18 protein-coding genes are annotated in these 17,819 nt (G+C 57.9%); 9 read left to right on the plus strand and 9 right to left on the minus strand.

Annotation, left to right across the window (positions count from 1 at the left end):
- Positions 1-3 precede the first annotated feature (3 nt).
- From lpdA to mdh, 8 genes are all read right to left on the minus strand, one after another.
- Positions 4-1,392: a dihydrolipoyl dehydrogenase gene (gene lpdA / locus ACR0MQ_RS09090; protein WP_170474220.1), complete on the minus strand. Its 1,389-nt coding sequence runs from the start codon at positions 1,390-1,392 to the stop codon at positions 4-6.
- Positions 1,393-1,463: 71 nt separating this feature from the next.
- The gene (locus ACR0MQ_RS09095) at positions 1,464-1,733 is read right to left on the minus strand and encodes a hypothetical protein (protein ID WP_010443693.1); all 270 of its coding nucleotides are present in this window, start codon (positions 1,731-1,733) and stop codon (positions 1,464-1,466) included.
- Between the two features lies 1 nt (position 1,734).
- Positions 1,735-3,252: a 2-oxoglutarate dehydrogenase complex dihydrolipoyllysine-residue succinyltransferase gene (gene odhB / locus ACR0MQ_RS09100; RefSeq protein WP_170771955.1), complete on the minus strand. Its 1,518-nt coding sequence runs from the start codon at positions 3,250-3,252 to the stop codon at positions 1,735-1,737.
- Positions 3,253-3,255: 3 nt separating this feature from the next.
- The gene (locus tag ACR0MQ_RS09105; RefSeq protein ID WP_170771953.1) at positions 3,256-6,213 is read right to left on the minus strand and encodes a 2-oxoglutarate dehydrogenase E1 component; all 2,958 of its coding nucleotides are present in this window, start codon (positions 6,211-6,213) and stop codon (positions 3,256-3,258) included.
- A complete protein-coding gene (locus tag ACR0MQ_RS09110) occupies positions 6,210-6,749 on the minus strand; it encodes a DUF805 domain-containing protein (protein WP_170474228.1) in 540 nt (179 codons plus the stop codon). The genes ACR0MQ_RS09105 and ACR0MQ_RS09110 overlap by 4 nt, the downstream gene beginning before the upstream one ends.
- 34 nt (positions 6,750-6,783) lie before the next feature.
- Entirely contained in the window at positions 6,784-7,665 is an 882-nt protein-coding gene (sucD, locus tag ACR0MQ_RS09115) for a succinate--CoA ligase subunit alpha (protein WP_010443702.1), read from the minus strand.
- 83 nt (positions 7,666-7,748) lie between these two features.
- Positions 7,749-8,942: an ADP-forming succinate--CoA ligase subunit beta gene (gene sucC / locus ACR0MQ_RS09120; protein WP_170544613.1), complete on the minus strand. Its 1,194-nt coding sequence runs from the start codon at positions 8,940-8,942 to the stop codon at positions 7,749-7,751.
- A 307-nt stretch (positions 8,943-9,249) separates the two neighbouring features.
- On the minus strand, positions 9,250-10,212 hold the full coding sequence (gene mdh / locus ACR0MQ_RS09125; RefSeq protein WP_170771951.1) for a malate dehydrogenase: 963 nt from the start codon (positions 10,210-10,212) through the stop codon (positions 9,250-9,252).
- A gap of 161 nt (positions 10,213-10,373) precedes the next feature.
- Here mdh and ACR0MQ_RS09130 point away from each other — a divergent pair, with 161 nt between their 5' ends.
- Positions 10,374-11,129 carry a sulfite exporter TauE/SafE family protein gene (locus ACR0MQ_RS09130; protein ID WP_170544607.1) on the plus strand — a complete coding sequence of 252 codons (756 nt, stop codon included), beginning with the start codon at positions 10,374-10,376 and terminating at the stop codon, positions 11,127-11,129.
- Here the strand turns inward: ACR0MQ_RS09130 and ACR0MQ_RS09135 are convergent.
- Positions 11,126-11,425 (minus strand): hypothetical protein, encoded by a 300-nt coding sequence (locus ACR0MQ_RS09135; protein ID WP_170771949.1) that lies wholly within the window; start codon positions 11,423-11,425, stop codon positions 11,126-11,128. The genes ACR0MQ_RS09130 and ACR0MQ_RS09135 overlap by 4 nt on opposite strands.
- Positions 11,426-11,602: 177 nt before the next feature.
- Between ACR0MQ_RS09135 and ACR0MQ_RS09140 the strand changes: the two genes are divergently transcribed.
- The 8 genes from ACR0MQ_RS09140 to sdhA all read left to right on the plus strand — a co-directional run bounded on the left by ACR0MQ_RS09140 (position 11,603) and on the right by sdhA (position 17,814).
- Entirely contained in the window at positions 11,603-12,460 is an 858-nt protein-coding gene (locus ACR0MQ_RS09140; protein ID WP_480607492.1) for an HpcH/HpaI aldolase/citrate lyase family protein, read from the plus strand.
- A gap of 6 nt (positions 12,461-12,466) precedes the next feature.
- Complete coding sequence (locus ACR0MQ_RS09145) at positions 12,467-13,021, plus strand: NnrU family protein (RefSeq protein WP_480607495.1); 555 nt, start codon at positions 12,467-12,469, stop codon at positions 13,019-13,021.
- Positions 13,022-13,033: 12 nt separating this feature from the next.
- Positions 13,034-13,240 carry a DUF1737 domain-containing protein gene (locus ACR0MQ_RS09150; protein ID WP_170771943.1) on the plus strand — a complete coding sequence of 69 codons (207 nt, stop codon included), beginning with the start codon at positions 13,034-13,036 and terminating at the stop codon, positions 13,238-13,240.
- Positions 13,240-14,268, plus strand: coding sequence for a MaoC family dehydratase (locus ACR0MQ_RS09155; protein ID WP_170771941.1), 1,029 nt, complete (start codon positions 13,240-13,242; stop codon positions 14,266-14,268). Before ACR0MQ_RS09150 ends, ACR0MQ_RS09155 begins: the two co-directional genes overlap by 1 nt.
- A 66-nt stretch (positions 14,269-14,334) precedes the next feature.
- Positions 14,335-15,009 (plus strand): DUF1194 domain-containing protein, encoded by a 675-nt coding sequence (locus tag ACR0MQ_RS09160; RefSeq protein ID WP_480607499.1) that lies wholly within the window; start codon positions 14,335-14,337, stop codon positions 15,007-15,009.
- Positions 15,010-15,213: 204 nt separating this feature from the next.
- Positions 15,214-15,597: a succinate dehydrogenase, cytochrome b556 subunit gene (gene sdhC, locus ACR0MQ_RS09165; RefSeq protein ID WP_010442835.1), complete on the plus strand. Its 384-nt coding sequence runs from the start codon at positions 15,214-15,216 to the stop codon at positions 15,595-15,597.
- Positions 15,598-15,609: 12 nt separating this feature from the next.
- The gene (locus ACR0MQ_RS09170) at positions 15,610-15,993 is read left to right on the plus strand and encodes a succinate dehydrogenase, hydrophobic membrane anchor protein (RefSeq protein WP_170474256.1); all 384 of its coding nucleotides are present in this window, start codon (positions 15,610-15,612) and stop codon (positions 15,991-15,993) included.
- A gap of 12 nt (positions 15,994-16,005) precedes the next feature.
- Entirely contained in the window at positions 16,006-17,814 is a 1,809-nt protein-coding gene (sdhA, locus tag ACR0MQ_RS09175; protein ID WP_170771937.1) for a succinate dehydrogenase flavoprotein subunit, read from the plus strand.
- Positions 17,815-17,819 lie beyond the last annotated feature (5 nt).

Consider the following 17,819-nt stretch of genomic DNA (forward strand, 5'->3'; position numbering starts at 1 on the left):
TATTCAGCTATGAATTGGTCCGTCACCACAGGCCAGCGCTGCCTCGCGCACGGCTTCGGAATAGGTCGGGTGCGCATGGCAGGTCAGGGCCAGATCTTCGGCTGAGGCGCCGAATTCCATGGCGACGCAGACCTCGTGGATTAGGTCTCCGGCCGCGGGGCCGATGATATGTGCGCCCAGAATGCGATCAGTATCTTTGTCTGCCAGAATCTTGACGAATCCGTCGGCCGCAAAATTCGCCTTGGCTCGGCCATTGCCCATGAACATGAACTTGCCGACCTTGTAGGCGCGGCCCTGTTCCTTGAGTGTCGCTTCGGTCTCACCCACATTGGCCACCTCGGGCCAGGTGTAGATGACCCCCGGAATGACGCCATAGTTTACGTGACCGTGTTTGCCAGCGACCTGTTCGGCTGCAGCCATGCCCTCGTCTTCAGCCTTGTGCGCCAGCATCGGGCCTTCGGTCACGTCGCCGATGGCGTAGATACCCGGCACATTGGTCTGCCAATCGGCCCCAACCTTGATCTGGCCGCGCGGGGTCATCTCGATGCCCAGAGCGTCCAGCCCCAGACCATCCGAGTACGGCTTGCGCCCGGTTGCCACCAGCACGGTATCGGCGTCGATCACATGCTCACTGTCGTCTTTGAGCAGCTTGTAGGTCACCTTGGCCTTGGTCTTGGTCGCCTCGGTCTTTTGCACGGCAGCGCCCATGACGAATTTCAAGCCCTGTTTCTTCAGGATGCGCTGGAAGGTCTTCTGCACCTCCGGGTCCATGCCCGGCGTGATTTCCTTGAGGAATTCGATCACCGTCACCTCGGCGCCCAAACGGCTGTAGACCGAACCCAGCTCAAGCCCGATCACACCGGCACCGATCACAATCATTTTCTTGGGAACTTTGCCCAGAGACAGCGCTCCGGTCGAAGTCACTACGACCTTTTCGTCAACCTCGACGCCGGGCAGCGCCGACGGCTCAGAGCCCGACGCGATGATGATGTTCTTGGCCTCATGCACCTCATCGCCAACCTTGACCTTGCCCGCAGCGGGGATCGAGCCCCAACCTTTCAGCCAATCGATCTTGTTCTTCTTGAACAAGAACTCGATGCCCTTGGTGTTGCCATCGATGACTTCATCCTTATAGGCCTGCATCTGCTTCCAATCGACCGAAGGCGATTTCCCCTTCAGACCCATCTTGGCAAAGTTATGTTCAGCTTCGTGCAACTGGTGACTGGCATGCAGCAAAGCTTTCGAGGGGATGCAGCCCACGTTAAGGCATGTCCCGCCCAGCGTCTCGCGCCCTTCGACCACAGCGGTCTTTAGACCCAGTTGAGCGCAGCGAATTGCGCAGACATAGCCGCCGGGCCCGGCGCCGATTACGATGACGTCATAATTTGCCATTACATTCTCCTAAATCGACCGGTCGCCCGGCACTTCCCCGACCCGATTTCGTGGGTCAGAAATATCTTTTGTCAAACGGGTTCCAGCAGCTTGATCGAGATATGCGCAATCCCACCACGCTCGTGATGCATCGCCAGTTCCTCGGACCCGAAAAAGGCGCGGGCCTTGTCTAGGTTCACGACCTCGAACATTGCAATCGCATGGTCCTTCTGATCGGGATCACGCCAGACATGCAGGTCGCGGATACCCGCGGCCTTACGCATCGGCATATCCTCGCGGAACACTTTTAGCCAGGCGTCGAAATCGGCCACATCGGCCTGCCAGAGTACATGTGTTGCCATCTTACAGATCCATCAACAGGCGGCGTGGGTCTTCAAGCGCTTCTTTCACGCGAACCAGGAATGTCACCGCACCCTTGCCGTCAACAATACGGTGGTCATAGGACAGAGCCAGATACATCATCGGGCGGATCTTGATCTCGCCATTGATGACCATCGGGCGGTCCTGAATCTTGTGCATTCCCAGAATACCTGATTGCGGCGGGTTCAGGATCGGTGAAGACATCAACGAGCCATAGACGCCACCGTTCGAGATCGTGAATGTACCGCCCTGCATTTCAGCCATCGAAAGCTTGCCGTCGCGGGCGCGCTTGCCCTTTTCAGCAATGGCTTTCTCGATCGCTGCGAAGGACATGCTGTCGGCGTCGCGGATCACCGGAACCACCAGTCCCTGAGGCGTACCAGCGGCGACGCCCATATGCACAAAGTTCTTGTAGACGATGTCATTGCCGTCGATCTCGGCATTCACTTCGGGCACTTCTTTCAGCGCATGACAGCAGGCCTTGGTGAAGAAGGACATAAAGCCCAGACGCACGCCGTGCTTTTTCTCGAACTGGTCTTTGTATTGATTACGCAGGGCCATCACCTCGGTCATGTCCACCTCGTTATAGGTGGTCAGGATGGCCGCTGTATTTTGCGCATCCTTCAGGCGCTTGGCGATGGTCTGGCGCAGACGGGTCATGCGCACGCGCTCTTCGCGGCTCTCATCCTCGGCAGCCACAGGAGCGCGTGGAGCTTGCGCCGCGGGAGCGGGGGCAGCCGCCGCAGGCGCTGGGGCTGTAGCTGCTGCAGCAACTGCCTTTGCCACGTCTTCTTTCATGATACGCCCATCGCGACCGGTGCCGGTGACCTGATCGGCGGTCAGACCGGCTTCGGCCATCGCTTTCTCAGCTGATGGTGCGTTGGACACGTCTTTACCTGTGCTGGCAGCAGTCGGAGCGGCAGCGGCCGCAACCGGAGCGCTTGCCACACCTGCGGCCGAGCCCGAGATCACCGCCAGCTTGGCAGACGCATCGACCGTGCTGCCTTCGGGGGCAACGATCTCTGCCAGAACGCCTGCCGCCGGGGCCGGAACTTCGACCGAGACCTTGTCGGTTTCCAATTCGCACAGCATCTCATCCTGTGCGACGTTGTCACCAACCTGTTTGAACCATGTCGAAACGGTTGCCTCGGTCACGGATTCGCCCAGCGTCGGCACCATTACGTCCACGCTGCCACCTGCCGCAGCCGGCGCTGCTGCAGCTGGGGCCGGGGCCGCCGCTGCCGGAGCAGGCGCTGCCCCTTCGCCAGCGGTGATGGTGGCCAGCAATGCATCGACACCCACCGTCTCACCTTCGGCAGCGACAATCTCGCCCATCACACCTGCGGTAGGCGAGGGCACTTCGACCGTCACCTTGTCAGTTTCCAGCTCACACAGCATTTCATCAACTGCAACGGCGTCGCCGGGTTTCTTGAACCATGTCGCAACGGTGGCTTCGGTGACAGACTCGCCCAGCGTGGGAACACGAACTTCAATCGTCATCGTTTACTTTCCTTCAATGCTCAGCGCTTCGTTCACCAGCGCTTCTTGTTGGGCTTTGTGTTGGCTGGCCAGACCCGTTGCAGGCGAGGCCGAGGTTGCGCGACCGGCATAGACCGGACGGGTGTGTTTTGCGCCAATGCGGGTCAGAACCCATTCGATATTGGGTTCGATAAAGGTCCAGGCCCCCTGGTTCTTGGGCTCTTCCTGACACCAGACCATCTCGGCACCTTTGAAACGCTCAAGTTCGTTGATCAGCGAATGCGCAGGGAAGGGATAGTATTGCTCGATTCGCATCAGGTAGATGTCATCGATGCCGCGCGCATCGCGTTCTTCCAGCAGGTCAAAGTAAACCTTGCCCGAACACATCACCACACGCTTGATCTTGTCGTCCGCCACCAGCTTGGTGTCAGAGTTGCCCTTCTGCGCGTCATCCCACAGCACCCGGTGGAAGCTGGAGCCTGTGGTGAAGTCATCCGCCGTGCTGACCGCCAGTTTATGACGCAGCAGCGACTTTGGCGTCACCAGGATCAGAGGCTTGCGGAAAGTCCGGTGCAGCTGACGGCGCAGGATGTGGAAATAGTTCGCAGGTGTTGTACAGTTCGCCACGATCCAGTTGTCCTGACCGCACATCTGCAGGAACCTTTCCAGGCGCGCGGATGAGTGTTCCGGGCCTTGCCCCTCGAAACCATGCGGCAGCAGCGTGACCAAACCGGACATCCGCAGCCACTTGCTCTCACCCGAGCTGATGAACTGATCGAACATGATCTGCGCCCCGTTGGCGAAATCACCGAACTGTGCTTCCCAAAGGACCAGAGCGTTAGGCTCGGCCAGAGAATATCCGTATTCGAATCCCAAGACCGCATATTCGCTGAGCATCGAGTCAATCACGTCATATTGAGATTGACCCTTGCGGATGTTGTTCAGCGGGTAGTAGCGCTCTTCGGTTTCCTGATGGACAAATCCGGAATGGCGTTGGCTGAATGTACCTCGCGTCGCGTCCTGTCCGGCCAGACGCACTGGGTAGCCCTCGGTCAGCAGCGAGCCAAACGCCAGAGCCTCGCCAGTTGCCCAGTCAAATCCGGTCCCGTTTTCGAACATCTGTTTCTTGTGTTCCAGCAATCGTCCGACGGTTTTATGCATCGCAAAACCTTCGGGTGCTGTGGTCAGGGCGGTCCCGATTTCGGCCAGCGTATCCGCTGAGATCGCGGTTTCGCCGCGCATGTATTCTTCTTTGTTCTTGTCCAGATGCGACCAGCGCCCATCCAGCCAATCGGCTTTGTTGGGCTTATAGTCTCTCCCGGCGTCGAACTCTTCGTTCAGATGGGCCTGAAAGGCGGCCTTCATATCCTCGATCTCGCCTTCGGGGATCAGGCCGTCTTTGACCAGACGTTCCGTGTACAGCGACAGCGTAGTCTTATGCGTCTTGATTTTCTTGTACATGATCGGGTTGGTGAACATGGGCTCATCGCCCTCGTTATGACCAAACCGGCGGTAGCAGAAGATATCCAGCACCACGTCCTTGTGGAACTTCTGACGGAATTCGGTCGCCACCTTGGCGGCATGCACCACCGCCTCGGGGTCGTCGCCGTTCACATGGAAGATCGGCGCTTCGACCATCAGCGCGATATCTGTTGGATAGGGGCTGGAGCGGCTGAAATGTGGCGCGGTGGTAAAGCCGATCTGGTTGTTCACCACGATATGCATTGTACCGCCGGTCTTGTGCCCTTTCAGACCCGACAGGCCGAACCCTTCAGCCACCACACCTTGTCCGGCAAAGGCCGCATCGCCGTGCAGCAGAATGCCCATAACCTTGGTGCGGTCTTCGTCGTTCAACTGATCCTGCTTGGCGCGAACCTTGCCCAGAACCACCGGGTTCACCGCCTCAAGGTGCGAGGGGTTGGCGGTCAGCGATAGGTGCACTGAGTTGCCGTCAAATTCCCGGTCACTGGATGCACCGAGGTGATACTTCACGTCACCCGATCCATCCACATCCTCAGGCTTGAAGCTGCCGCCCTGGAATTCATTGAATATGGCGCGATAGGGCTTGCCCATCACATTGGCCAAAATGTTCAGACGCCCCCGGTGTGGCATCCCGATGACGATGTCCTGCAATCCCAGCGCACCGCCGCGCTTGATGATCTGTTCCATTGCAGGGATCAGGCTTTCACCACCGTCTAAACCGAACCGCTTGGTGCCCATGTACTTGACATGCAGAAATTTCTCGAAGCCCTCGGCCTGGACCATCTTATTCAGGATCGCCTTGCGGCCCTCTTTGGTGAAGGCGATTTCCTTGCCGTACCCTTCGATCCTTTCCTTCAGCCAAGCGGCCTCTTCCGGGTTCGAGATGTGCATATATTGCAGCGCGAAGGTGCCACAGTAAGTCCGCTTCACGATCTCGACGATCTGGCGCATGCTGGCCATCTGCAGGCCCAGGACGTTGTCGATAAAGATCGGGCGGTCCATATCCGCATCGGTGAAGCCGTAGGTCTTTGGATCCAGTTCAGGATGGGTACTTGCGGCGCGCATCCCCAGCGGATCCAGATCCGCAGCCAGGTGGCCCCGGATGCGATAGGCCCGGATCAGCATCAGCGCCCGCAAACTGTCCAGCACCGCGCGCTTGATCTGGTCTTCGCTGACCTCAACGCCCTTGGCCGCGGCCTTGTCCTTGATCTTCTTGCCCGCCGCCTTGGCATCGATCTCGGCCCATTCCCCAGTCAACGCACCCGTCAGATCATCCGCTGGCATCGGAGGCCAATCACTGCGCGCCCACGATGGCCCCTCGGCCTCGCGCTGCACATCCGGCGCGTCATCGCCCATGGCCTTGAAAAATTCGACCCAGGCGGCGTCTACCGCGCCGGGGTTCTTGGTGTACTGGGCGTAAAGCTGCTCCAGATATTCGGCATTATGCCCCTGCATGAAGCTGGAGGCATGAAAGGCTGAGTTGGGCGAGTGTTCGGTCATTGGGCTACCTCATATGGGTTGGGACCGTATTGGTTGGTGCCTGGTTCGCTGGGGCGGGTCAGCCACCACAGAACCAGGAGGGGCGACACAAACAGGACAAGAAGTGTCGGTATGACGATAAGAAGAGTTGCGCGGGTGAACAGGATATCCAACGTGCCGCCATGGAATTGGCTGGCAAGGCCGATGCCAAAGATCAGAACAGCCAGCGCACCGAGGATCAGCAAGATAGGCAACAAGGCATAAAGCCCGCTGCGCCCAGTATCATGCATCCGCCGCCACGCGACAGCCAGATGCGGGAAGAAGACAATAAGGCTGACGATGCTTTGGACCGGGCCTGTCGAAGTGGCCGTGACGGATTTGGTAGTCTCCGTTTCGGTCACTGCGACCTGAGTGAAGAACTGCCAGTCAATGATCCCGGCAATAATGCTCCAGATCACGATGAACAGGAAAAAAAACCAGTATTCGGGCCGCGAGGCACGGCCCGAAAAGGTGAAAAACTTGGAGAAACAGGTTTTAATGGCTTCGCCGAAAGTCATGTTTACCGCTCCTCCCAAAGCAGTCAAATTCTGGTCAACCGATGGCTTCCAGCACAGCCTCACCCAGCTGCGCCGGGCTTTCGGCCACGACAATACCGGCCGAGCGCATGGCTTCGATCTTGTCTTCGGCGCCACCTTTGCCGCCGGCGACAATCGCGCCCGCGTGACCCATGCGGCGGCCCGGAGGGGCGGTGCGACCTGCTATGAAACCAGCGGTCGGCTTTTTGCGCCCCTTCTTGGCCTCGTCCGCCAGGAACTGCGCAGCCTCTTCCTCGGCTGAGCCACCGATCTCACCAATCATGATAATCGATTCGGTTTCGTCATCGGCCAGGAACCACTCCAGCACGTCGATATGCTCGGTGCCCTTGATCGGGTCGCCGCCGATGCCCACGCAGGTGGACTGGCCTAGACCCACATCGGTGGTCTGCTTGACGGCCTCATAGGTCAGGGTGCCCGAACGGGACACAACGCCGACCGAGCCGCGCTTGTGAATGTGGCCGGGCATGATGCCGATCTTGCAGGCATCAGGCGTGATGACACCGGGGCAGTTCGGCCCGATCAAGCGCGAGTTCGAGCCTTCCAGCGCGCGCTTCACCTTCATCATGTCCAGAACCGGAATGCCTTCGGTGATGCAGACGATCACCTCCATCTCGGCATCAATCGCCTCAAGGATCGAGTCAGCCGCAAACGGCGGCGGAACATAGATCACCGAGGCGTTGGCTTCGGTCACATGCTTGGCCTCGTGGACCGAGTTGAACACGGGCAGGTCAAGATGTGTCATCCCGCCTTTGCCGGGCGTCACGCCGCCTACCATCTTGGTGCCATAAGCAATGGCTTGTTCAGAGTGGAATGTGCCCTGCGAGCCGGTAAAGCCCTGACAGATCACTTTGGTATTTTCGTCGATGAGGACTGCCATCTGGCGTTCTCCTTTGTAGGGCGGGCTTCAGCCCGCCAAAATCTTGGGAAAGGTGGGCTGAAGCCCACCCTACGGGATGACACTCAGCCTTTGACCGCCTTCACAATCTTCTCGGCACCGTCTTTCAGGTTGTCCGCCGCGATCACGTCCAGGCCAGAGGTGTTGATGATCTCTTTGCCCTTTTCGACATTCGTACCTTCCAGACGCACAACCAGCGGCACCTGTAGGCCGACCTCTTTGACGGCAGCAACAACGCCCTCGGCGATGACGTCACAGCGCATGATGCCGCCGAAGATGTTAACCAGAATACCTTTGACCTGCGGGTCCGAAGTGATGATCTTGAACGCCTCGGTAACTTTCTCTTTGGTGGCACCGCCGCCCACATCAAGGAAGTTGGCAGGCTCGGCCCCATAAAGCTTGATGATATCCATCGTCGCCATCGCCAGACCAGCACCGTTAACCATGCAGCCGATCTCACCATCCAGGGCGATGTAGTTCAGGTCGTATTTCGACGCTTCCAGTTCCTTGGGGTCTTCCTCGGTCGTGTCACGCAGTTCGGCGATATCCGGGTGGCGGTAGACCGCGTTGCCATCAAAGCCGACTTTCGCGTCCAGCACTTTCAGGTCGCCACTGTCGGAAACGATCAGCGGGTTGATCTCCAACATCTCCATGTCCTTCTCGACGAAGGCGTTATAGAGCTGGTTCATCAGCTTGACGCATTGCTTGACCTGCACCCCTTGCAGACCCAGCGAAAAGGCGATGCGGCGGCCGTGATAAGCCTGATAGCCGGTCGCAGGATCCACCGAGAAGGACAGGATTTTCTCTGGCGTGGCAGCGGCCACTTCTTCGATGTCCATGCCGCCTTCGGTCGAGCAGACAAACGAGATGCGGCTAGTCTGGCGATCCACCAGCAGGGCCAGATACAGCTCGCGTTCGATGCCGGACCCGGCTTCGATATAGATGCGGTTGACCTGTTTGCCCGCGGGGCCGGTCTGATGTGTGACCAGTGTGCGGCCTAGCATCTTTTTGGCTTCTTCGGCGGCCTCTTCCACCGACTTGGTCAGACGGACACCGCCCTTTTCACCGGCGTCGGCTTCTTTGAAGCTGCCTTTCCCGCGCCCACCTGCGTGGATTTGTGCTTTTACAACCCATAAAGGGCCATCCAGTTCACCGGCTGCGGTTTTGGCTTCCTCGGCGCGCAAAACCGCGCGACCGTCGGAGACCGGAGCGCCATAGCTGCGCAAAAGAGCTTTGGCCTGATATTCGTGAATGTTCATCGAAATTGTCCCGTCTGACTACGATTACCCTGTTATAGGCGTGTCTAAGCGCCAAAATTAAAGAGTTTTTTGACGTGTCACGGGAAATTGTCGAAGATTTTCAGGATTTGTGATCACAGGTTTTTGGGGTGTGATCACAAAGTTTGAGCAAAGCGTGAGCTTGATTCGATGATGCAGGTTCGCGCGAAGAAAACACATTCATACACGTGACTTTCGGCGTTTGCGCCAACATCTCTGACTCATGATGTATGGCATAAAAGAAAACCGGCCCACCAAGGGCCGGTTTCAAATTCTTCACTGCTGACGATTAGACCAGCGAGCTATCGATGCCTTTGCAAGCTTCGATCAGACCCTTCACAGCATTCACCGAGTTGTCGAAACCGGCCTGCTCTTCTTCGTTCAGCTTGATGTTGACGACCCGTTCGACGCCACCGGCGCCGATCACGGTAGGAACGCCGACATACATGCCTTCTACTCCAAGCTCGCCATCGCAATAAGCGGCGCAAGGCAGAACACGTTTCTGGTCTTTCAGATAGGCCTCGGCCATTTCAATCGCCGAAGTGGCGGGCGCGTAGAAGGCCGACCCGGTTTTCAACAGGCCAACGATTTCAGCACCGCCGTCACGGGTGCGCTGAACGATGGCGTCCAGTTTTTCTTGTGTGGTCCAGCCCATCTCAACCAGATCAGGCAGCGGGATACCGGCGACGGTCGAGTAACGAACCGACGGCACCATGGTGTCGCCGTGGCCACCCAGAACAAACGCTGTGACGTCGCGCATCGAGACGTTAAACTCTTCCGACAGGAAGTGTGCAAAACGGCCCGAATCCAGAACGCCCGCCATGCCGCAAACCTTGTTATGCGGCAGGCCCGAGAATTCACGTAAGGCCCAGACCATCGCGTCCAGCGGGTTGGTGATGCAGATGACGAACGCGTCAGGCGCATTGGCGGCGATGCCTTCGCCAACCGATTTCATGACTTTCAGGTTGATGCCCAGCAGATCATCGCGGCTCATGCCCGGCTTGCGCGGCACGCCAGCGGTGACGATGCAGACGTCGGCGCCCGCGATATCCTCGTAGGATTGGGTGCCTTTCAGCTTGGCGTCGAACCCTTCGGAAGGGCCGGATTCGGCGATATCCAGCGCCTTGCCTTCCGGGGTGCCTTCGGCGATGTCGAACAGGACAACGTCACCGAGTTCCTTCATTGCAGCGAGGTGGGCGAGCGTGCCGCCGATCTGACCTGCGCCGATCAGCGCGATCTTGGGTCTGGCCATTTGGAATATCTCCGATGGGTTTTGAAATCGCGGTTTTGCTAGTCGTAAATGCGGCGTCGCGCAAGTCTCCTGCGGCGCGGCATGCCACCGCATACCGTTTGCATGTCATGTGCTGATTGCGCTAAACCACCTGTGACTCATGCATATTTCCGGGGCGCCAGATGTTCGAGATGAACCTGATGTTTTTTGCCGTGGCGATCCCGGCGGTGATCTTCGCGGGTATCTCGAAAGGTGGGTTCGGCTCGGGCGTGGCCTTTGCGTCCTCGTCGATTCTGGCGCTGATCCTGACGCCTGGGCAGGCGTTGGCGTTGATGCTTCCGATCCTCATGGTGATCGATGTCGCCACGTTAAAGCCCTACTGGAAACGCTGGAGCTGGCCGGATTCGCGTCTGCTGATTCTGGGTGCAGTGCCCGGCATTGCGTTGGGCGCGTGGCTCTATCGTGTCACCGATGACGATCTGCTGCGCCTGCTGATTGGTGGGATATCGGTCGGCTTTGTGATCTGGCATGTTGCCCAGACAAGGGGCTGGGTGCGCGGCTTTGCCAACCGCCTGCCGCCTTCGGCAGGATTGTTTGCCGGGCTGGTTGCCGGGTTCACCAGCTTTGTCAGCCATGCAGGCGGTCCGCCCGCCGCCGTCTATCTGCTGTCCCAACGTCTGACAAAAACCGAATTCCAGGCCTCCACCGTGCTGGTCTTCTGGGTGATCAATGCCGTGAAATTCGTACCGTTCGCCTATCTGGGTCTATTCACATGGCACACGGCACTAGCCGATCTGTTGCTAACCCCGTTTGCGATCCTCGGGGCCTGGCTCGGCGTCCGGGCACATTTCATGCTTTCCGAACGCCTGTTCTTTGGCATCGCCTATGTCCTGCTAACACTGACTGGCAGTAAATTGATCTGGGACGCATTGGTCTAAGCGTTGGGCGGCAATGCCTCAGCTAGCACCTCAAAGGATTGGCCCGAGGCGATCAGGCAGGTCACTCCCTCGGGCAAGGTCACAACAATGGTCCGACTGCCGGTTCGATCCGAGGCAAAAACCTCCATCACCGCCCCTTGACGCGCAATCCCGATGCCGCGCCGGGTTTCGCCATAGGTCTTTGCCAAACGCTTGATCACATCCTCGCGCGGCGCGCAGTTCTGAGCGCTGACCTGTTGCGCAGCCAACACCATGATGCCCAACCCGATCGTCAAATTCAGCAATATCGTCTTCATCAGTCACCCCTTTCGATTCCTTCTTGAAAACAGCGTGCTGCAGGCTGAAAGAAATCGCGTTAAGGCAACGAGCGTTGCGTCACGATGCCAGAATGCTGCGTTGCGGCGATTTTGTGCTTGAACTTTCCGTCAAAAAATGCCCCATTCCGCGCAACATTATTTCAATGGGAGAGTCCCGTGGATCCGCGCCAACGCCCTTATCGTTCTGTTCTTTATATCCCCGGCTCGCGTGATCGGGCGCTGGATAAAGCGCGCACGCTGCCGGTGGATGCCATCATCTTTGATCTTGAAGACGCGGTTGCAGCTGATGAGAAAGAGAACGCGCGCGAAACGCTCAAGGAAGCGTTGGCCGCCGGCGGGTACGGCGCGCGGGTCAAGATCGTGCGGATCAACAGTTTGGATACCGAATGGGGTCGCGCCGATGCCGAAGCAGTGCGTGAGATGGATGCGGACGCCGTTCTTCTGCCCAAGGTAAATTCGGCCGCGGATGTGGATGCGCTGGCGGTGATCACCGGTGATCTGCCGATCTGGGCCATGATGGAAACCCCGCGCGGCATGTTGAACGCGGCCGAAATTGCCGCACATCCGCTGATGGCGGGCTTCGTCATGGGGACCAACGATCTGGCGAAAGAGCTGCAGACGCGTTTCCGCCCCGACCGGCTGCCGATGATGACCTCGCTGGGCCTGTGCCTGCTGGCCGCAAAGGCCGAAGGGCTGATCATCGTGGATGGCGTGTATAATGCGTTCAAGGACACCGACGGTCTGGCAGCCGAATGCGCCCAGGGCCGCGATATGGGCTTCGATGGCAAGACTCTGATCCACCCCGCGCAGGTCGAGATTGCGAATACTGCCTTTGCGCCTTCGGACACCGAGATAGAATTGGCCCGCCGCCAGATCGCAGCCTTTGAAGAGACCGAGGCACAAGGTCAGGGGGTCGCTGTTGTCGATGGCAAGATTGTCGAAAACCTACACGTTGTAACTGCCCGCGAAACTCTGGCAAAAGCAGAGGCGATATTAGCTTTGCAAGCGGGGTAAGCCAGCATGGGCTTTGTTCTTCTGATTCTTGGTGTGGCGTTGTGGTGGGCCGCGCATCTCTTCAAGCGCGTGATGCCGGAACGCCGTGCCGCCATGGGCGATGCGGGCAAGGGCGTCGTGGCGCTGGCTTTGGCGGGTGCGATCCTTCTGATGATTTTCGGCTATCGCATGACCGATTTCATCTATGTCTGGGCGCCGCCGACCTTCCTGATCCACATTAACAACCTGCTGGTGTTGATTGCGTTCTACTTGATGAGCCCGGCAGGACAGAAAGGCCGTCTTCTGAATAGAGTGCGCCACCCGATGCTGGGCGGCTTCAAGCTTTGGGCCTTTGCGCATTTGCTGGTAAATGGCGATCTGGCCTCGATCGTGCTGTTTGGTGGCCTGCTGGCCTGGGCGATCGTCGAAGTCATCGTGATCAACAAGTCCGAGCCTGACTGGACCCCGGGTGAACCCGGCACCTATGGCAAGGATGCGATTTTCTTTGTCGGCTCAATCGTGCTGTTGGGTGTCGTGGGCTATATTCACGGGCTGGTTGGCCCATCTCCGTTCGGTGGCTAAAGGACCAAATCAATGGCGAAACTTTATCGTTTGTTGACCGAGGAAGACACATCTGCCTTCTGCCACAAAGTCTCGGACGCGCTGGCCAAAGGTTGGGAGCTTTATGGCGACCCGTTTTATGCCTTTGACGCTGCCAACAACATGATGCGCTGCGCGCAGGCTGTGACCAAAGAGGTCGAGGCCGACTATTCTGCGGACATGAAACTGGGACAGCAATAATGGCAAAAACCAATCCGGGTAGCTTTTTCGAGGATTATTCCATCGGGCAGGTGCTGCATCACGCAGTACCCCGCACCGTGACGGATGGCGAGCGGGCGCTCTATCACGCGCTTTATCCAGCTCGCCATGCGCTTTATTCCTCGGATGAGTTTGCCCGAAATTGCGGCCTGCCCCAAAGCCCGATTGATGATCTGGCGGCCTTTCATGTGGTGTTCGGCAAGACGGTTCCCGATATCTCGCTGAACGCCGTGGCCAATCTGGGCTATGCCGAGGGTCGCTGGCTGCGACCGGTATATCCCGGCGATACGCTGCGCGCTGAATCTGAGGTGATTGGCCTTAAGCAGAACTCAAACGGCAAGACCGGAGTGGTTTGGGTGCGTACGCGCGGTTTGAACCAGCGCGACGAAGTGGTGATCGAATATGTGCGCTGGGTGATGGTGCGCAAATCGAACCTAGATGCGCCTGAGCCTGAGACCGTTGTGCCCGACCTGAAGAAGGTGCTGGATGTTGGCGATCTGGTCGTGCCGCAGGGCCTCGATTTCTCGAAATACGATTTTGTACAATCCGGCGAAAACCACCGCTGGGATGCGTACAACACGGGAGAAACGATAGATCATGTCGATGGCGTGACCGTCGAAGAGGCCGAGCACATGCTGGCTACGCGCCTGTGGCAGAACACGGCCAAGGTGCATTTCGATCTCACCTTCCGCCCCGAGGGCCGACTGATCTATGGCGGCCACGTGATCTCGATGGCGCGCGCGTTGTCGTTCAACGGTTTGGCGAATGCGCAGATGATCGTCGGTCTGAACGGCGGCGCCCACGCCAACCCCTGTTTTGCGGGCGACACGATTAAGGTCTGGTCCGAGGTTCTGGATAAGGCCGAGTCCGGAACACCGGGCATCGGTGCACTACGATTGCGGCTTGTGGCGACCAAGGGTGGGGAGCCATTTGAGTTGCGCAATGAAGATGGGAAATACCTGCCCAATGTGCTGTTGGATCTGGATTACTGGGCCTTGATGCCCATATAAGTAGGGCCGCTCGTCTGCTGACATTGAAGTGATCGCGGTCGGCGAAATCCGTGCTACGCTCGGCGTATGAAGATGTTACGCGCACTCATGGTCAGTTTGTTTCTGGCACCGCAAGCATTTGCCTGCGATCTTGCTCTTGCTCTAGCCGTCGATGTGTCAGGCTCGGTGGATTCCGAGGAATATCGCATCCAGATGGACGGTCTTGCCGTAGGGCTGCGTGATCCCATCGTTTCCGAGGCGTTGGTACGTGGGCAGGCCAGGCTGATGCTGGTGCAATGGACTGGCAGTTCGCGCCAAAGGATCACGATCCCATGGACACGGATCGACAGCTTTGCCACTTTGGACGATTTTGCCGAACAGGTTGCTGCTGATCCGCGTGTCTGGCGCAATTTCTCTACAGCAATCGGTGAGGCGCTTGAGATGACCGTGAAAAGCTTCGACGAAGTGCGTAATTGCAAAAGACATCTGATCGATCTTTCAGGTGACGGAATTTCGAATGAAGGTATCGAACCTTCGACGATCCACGCCAAAATGCGTGAGAGTGGAATCACAGTGAACGCGATTGCTATAGAAGAAAGCGAACCGGACCTGACAGCCTATTTCTTTGAGAATGTTATCGTGGGTGAGGGGGCCTTTGTCGTCTCGGCCGCGGGCTTTGCTGATTACCCTGAGCGTATTCGGAAAAAGCTTTTGCGCGAGGTGACGCAGCAGACCGCAGGGCTGACTCAAACTCAGCCATAGATTCGTGATCACATTGCTTTTCCGTTGAAAACGCTAACATTGGTGGTATCGAATAAATTTTGTGATCACGAGATTATTTTGTGTGATCACATATGTATCTTATAAGCGATTTTGCGGTAATTTTACTGGATTTTGCACCTGCAGCGCGTGACAGAGTCGTAAAAAACAGTAAAACGTTCGGTAGCCAACCGAAAAGGAGCCAACATGGCCGATGTAAATCGGGGCAACCGCCCGCTCTCTCCGCATTTGACGATCTATCGTCCGCAGATGACGTCCATCTCTTCGATTATGGTGCGCATCACGGGTCTAGCGTCCTTTGGTTTGGCTTTGTTGGTCGTCTGGTGGTTGCTGGCGGCAGCCACATCAGCAGGCGCCTATGACCTGATCAATGGTCTGATGACCAGTTTCCTGGGTGATCTGGTCATGTTCGGCGCAGCGTGGGCAATTTTCTATCACATGCTGGGCCGTTTGCGGCACGTCATCTGGGATCTCGGATATTGCGTGAATGTCGAAGTGTCCGAGAAGATGGGCATTGGCATGTTTGTTCTGGCGACGGTTCTTGCGTTGATCACAGCCGTGGCGCTTTAGAGGGAGGTTGGTATGCAGTTTCTAACAGACCGTAAACGCGCACAGGGCATGGGAGCCGGACGCGCAGGTACACATCATCATTGGCAGATGATGCTCAGCTCAGCGGCGCTGGTTATTCTTGTTCCGCTGTTTGTATTCACCTTCGGGCGCGCGTTGGGTGGCACCTACGAAGAAGCTCTGGCGTATTACAGCCGACCGTTCCCGGCGATTGTCATGGGTCTGACATTGGTTGTTGTCGTCCCGCATCTGCTGCGCGAAGCGCAGGAGGCGATTGAGGACTACGTGCACGGCGTTGCAGAAAAGCTGGCGCTGATGGCCGCACGGGCGTTTGCCTACACACTGATTGCTGCGGGTCTTTTTGCTCTCGCACGGCTTGCCCTCGGTTATGCGCAGTAAGGAACAAGAACAATGACAGCAGCATATGAATACGAAACCCACGAATATGACGTGGTTGTTGTTGGTGCCGGCGGCGCGGGTTTGCGCGCGACTTTGGGCATGGCGGAACAGGGTCTGCGCACCGCTTGTGTGACGAAGGTATTCCCGACCCGTTCACACACCGTGGCGGCGCAGGGCGGCATCGCGGCGTCCTTGTCGAATATGGGGCCAGACCATTGGCAGTGGCATATGTATGACACCGTCAAAGGCTCGGATTGGCTGGGCGATACGGATGCGATGGAATATCTCGCGCGCGAGGCTCCAAAGGCCGTCTATGAGCTGGAACATTATGGTGTGCCATTCAGCCGGACCGAAGAAGGCAAGATCTATCAGCGCCCATTTGGTGGCCACACCACCGAATTTGGCGAAGGCCCCGCCGTGCAACGGACTTGTGCTGCCGCCGACCGGACAGGCCATGCGATCCTGCATACGCTTTATGGTCAGTCGCTGAAGAACAATGCCGAGTTCTACATCGAGTATTTCGCAATCGACTTAATCATGTCCGAAGACGGGCAATGTCAGGGCGTCGTCTGCTGGAAGCTGGACGATGGCACCATGCACGTGTTCAACGCCAAGATGGTGGTGCTGGCGACCGGTGGTTATGGTCGAGCATATTTCAGCGCGACCTCGGCACACACCTGCACTGGCGACGGCGGGGGCATGGTGGCCCGCGCAGGGCTGGCGCTTCAGGATATGGAGTTTGTGCAGTTTCACCCGACCGGTATCTATGGTTCGGGTTGCCTGATCACCGAAGGTGCGCGCGGCGAGGGCGGTTATCTGACCAACTCGGAAGGCGAGCGGTTCATGGAGCGCTATGCGCCCCAGTACAAAGACCTTGCACCGCGCGACTATGTCAGCCGTTCGATGACCATGGAAATCCGCGAAGGGCGCGGCGTTGGTGGCGAAGGGGATCACATCCACCTGAACCTGAGCCACTTGCCCGCTGAAGCTCTGGCGGAACGACTGCCGGGCATTTCGGAATCGGCCAAGATTTTCGCAGGCGTGGACGTCACCAAAGAGCCGATCCCGGTTCTGCCTACCGTGCACTACAACATGGGAGGTATCCCAACGAACTATTGGGGTGAGGTTCTGAACCCAACGGCCGATGATCCGACCGCCGTTGTGACGGGTTTGATGGCTGTGGGTGAGGCCGGTTGTGCCTCGGTGCACGGCGCAAACCGGTTGGGCTCAAACTCTCTGATCGACCTCGTTGTCTTTGGTCGTGCGGCAGCTATCCGCGCGGGTAAGGTCGTGGATGCAGAGGCTCCGAACCCGGTGCTGAACCAAGCATCGGTCGACAAGGCGTTTGACCGCTTCGATGCGGCGCGTAACGCCAGCGGTGCGATCCCAACTGCTGATTTGCGGCTTGAGATGCAAAAAACCATGCAGGCGGACGCGGCTGTTTTCCGCACCGCGAAGACGATGGCCGAAGGCGTTGAAAAGATGACGGCGATCGCTGCCAAGATGGATGATCTGCAAGTCACCGACCGTTCGCTGGTTTGGAACAGCGACCTGATGGAAACGCTGGAACTGGCGAACCTTATGCCCAACGCTCTGGCCACTATCGTTGGGGCCGAGGCGCGCAAGGAAAGCCGTGGAGCCCACGCACACGAAGACTTTTCAGAGCGTGACGATGAAAACTGGCGCGTTCACACGGTGTCTCGCGTCGACGGAACGCAGGTAGATCTCAGTTATCGCCCAGTGATCGTCGACCCGCTGAGCACCGAGGCCGAAGGCGGCATCAGCCTAAAGAAAATCGCGCCCAAAGCGCGGACGTTCTAAGGAGA

It is taken from the genome of Ruegeria sp. AN6 (genome assembly GCF_056540425.1).

What these genes read in the sequence shown, in the direction of transcription:
- ACR0MQ_RS09145 (WP_480607495.1), top strand. Translation starts at nt 12,467, where the DNA reads ATGGGCTTTGTTCTTCTGATTCTTGGTGTGGCGTTGTGGTGGGCCGCG.
- lpdA (WP_170474220.1), bottom strand. Translation starts at nt 1,392, where the DNA reads ATGGCAAATTATGACGTCATCGTAATCGGCGCCGGGCCCGGCGGCTAT.
- sucC (WP_170544613.1), bottom strand. Translation starts at nt 8,942, where the DNA reads ATGAACATTCACGAATATCAGGCCAAAGCTCTTTTGCGCAGCTATGGC.
- odhB (WP_170771955.1), bottom strand. Translation starts at nt 3,252, where the DNA reads ATGACGATTGAAGTTCGTGTTCCCACGCTGGGCGAGTCTGTCACCGAA.
- mdh (WP_170771951.1), bottom strand. Translation starts at nt 10,212, where the DNA reads ATGGCCAGACCCAAGATCGCGCTGATCGGCGCAGGTCAGATCGGCGGC.
- ACR0MQ_RS09170 (WP_170474256.1), top strand. Translation starts at nt 15,610, where the DNA reads ATGCAGTTTCTAACAGACCGTAAACGCGCACAGGGCATGGGAGCCGGA.
- ACR0MQ_RS09135 (WP_170771949.1), bottom strand. Translation starts at nt 11,425, where the DNA reads ATGAAGACGATATTGCTGAATTTGACGATCGGGTTGGGCATCATGGTG.
- ACR0MQ_RS09150 (WP_170771943.1), top strand. Translation starts at nt 13,034, where the DNA reads ATGGCGAAACTTTATCGTTTGTTGACCGAGGAAGACACATCTGCCTTC.
- ACR0MQ_RS09155 (WP_170771941.1), top strand. Translation starts at nt 13,240, where the DNA reads ATGGCAAAAACCAATCCGGGTAGCTTTTTCGAGGATTATTCCATCGGG.
- ACR0MQ_RS09110 (WP_170474228.1), bottom strand. Translation starts at nt 6,749, where the DNA reads ATGACTTTCGGCGAAGCCATTAAAACCTGTTTCTCCAAGTTTTTCACC.
- ACR0MQ_RS09160 (WP_480607499.1), top strand. Translation starts at nt 14,335, where the DNA reads ATGAAGATGTTACGCGCACTCATGGTCAGTTTGTTTCTGGCACCGCAA.
- ACR0MQ_RS09130 (WP_170544607.1), top strand. Translation starts at nt 10,374, where the DNA reads ATGTTCGAGATGAACCTGATGTTTTTTGCCGTGGCGATCCCGGCGGTG.
- sdhA (WP_170771937.1), top strand. Translation starts at nt 16,006, where the DNA reads ATGACAGCAGCATATGAATACGAAACCCACGAATATGACGTGGTTGTT.
- sdhC (WP_010442835.1), top strand. Translation starts at nt 15,214, where the DNA reads ATGGCCGATGTAAATCGGGGCAACCGCCCGCTCTCTCCGCATTTGACG.
- ACR0MQ_RS09095 (WP_010443693.1), bottom strand. Translation starts at nt 1,733, where the DNA reads ATGGCAACACATGTACTCTGGCAGGCCGATGTGGCCGATTTCGACGCC.
- ACR0MQ_RS09105 (WP_170771953.1), bottom strand. Translation starts at nt 6,213, where the DNA reads ATGACCGAACACTCGCCCAACTCAGCCTTTCATGCCTCCAGCTTCATG.
- sucD (WP_010443702.1), bottom strand. Translation starts at nt 7,665, where the DNA reads ATGGCAGTCCTCATCGACGAAAATACCAAAGTGATCTGTCAGGGCTTT.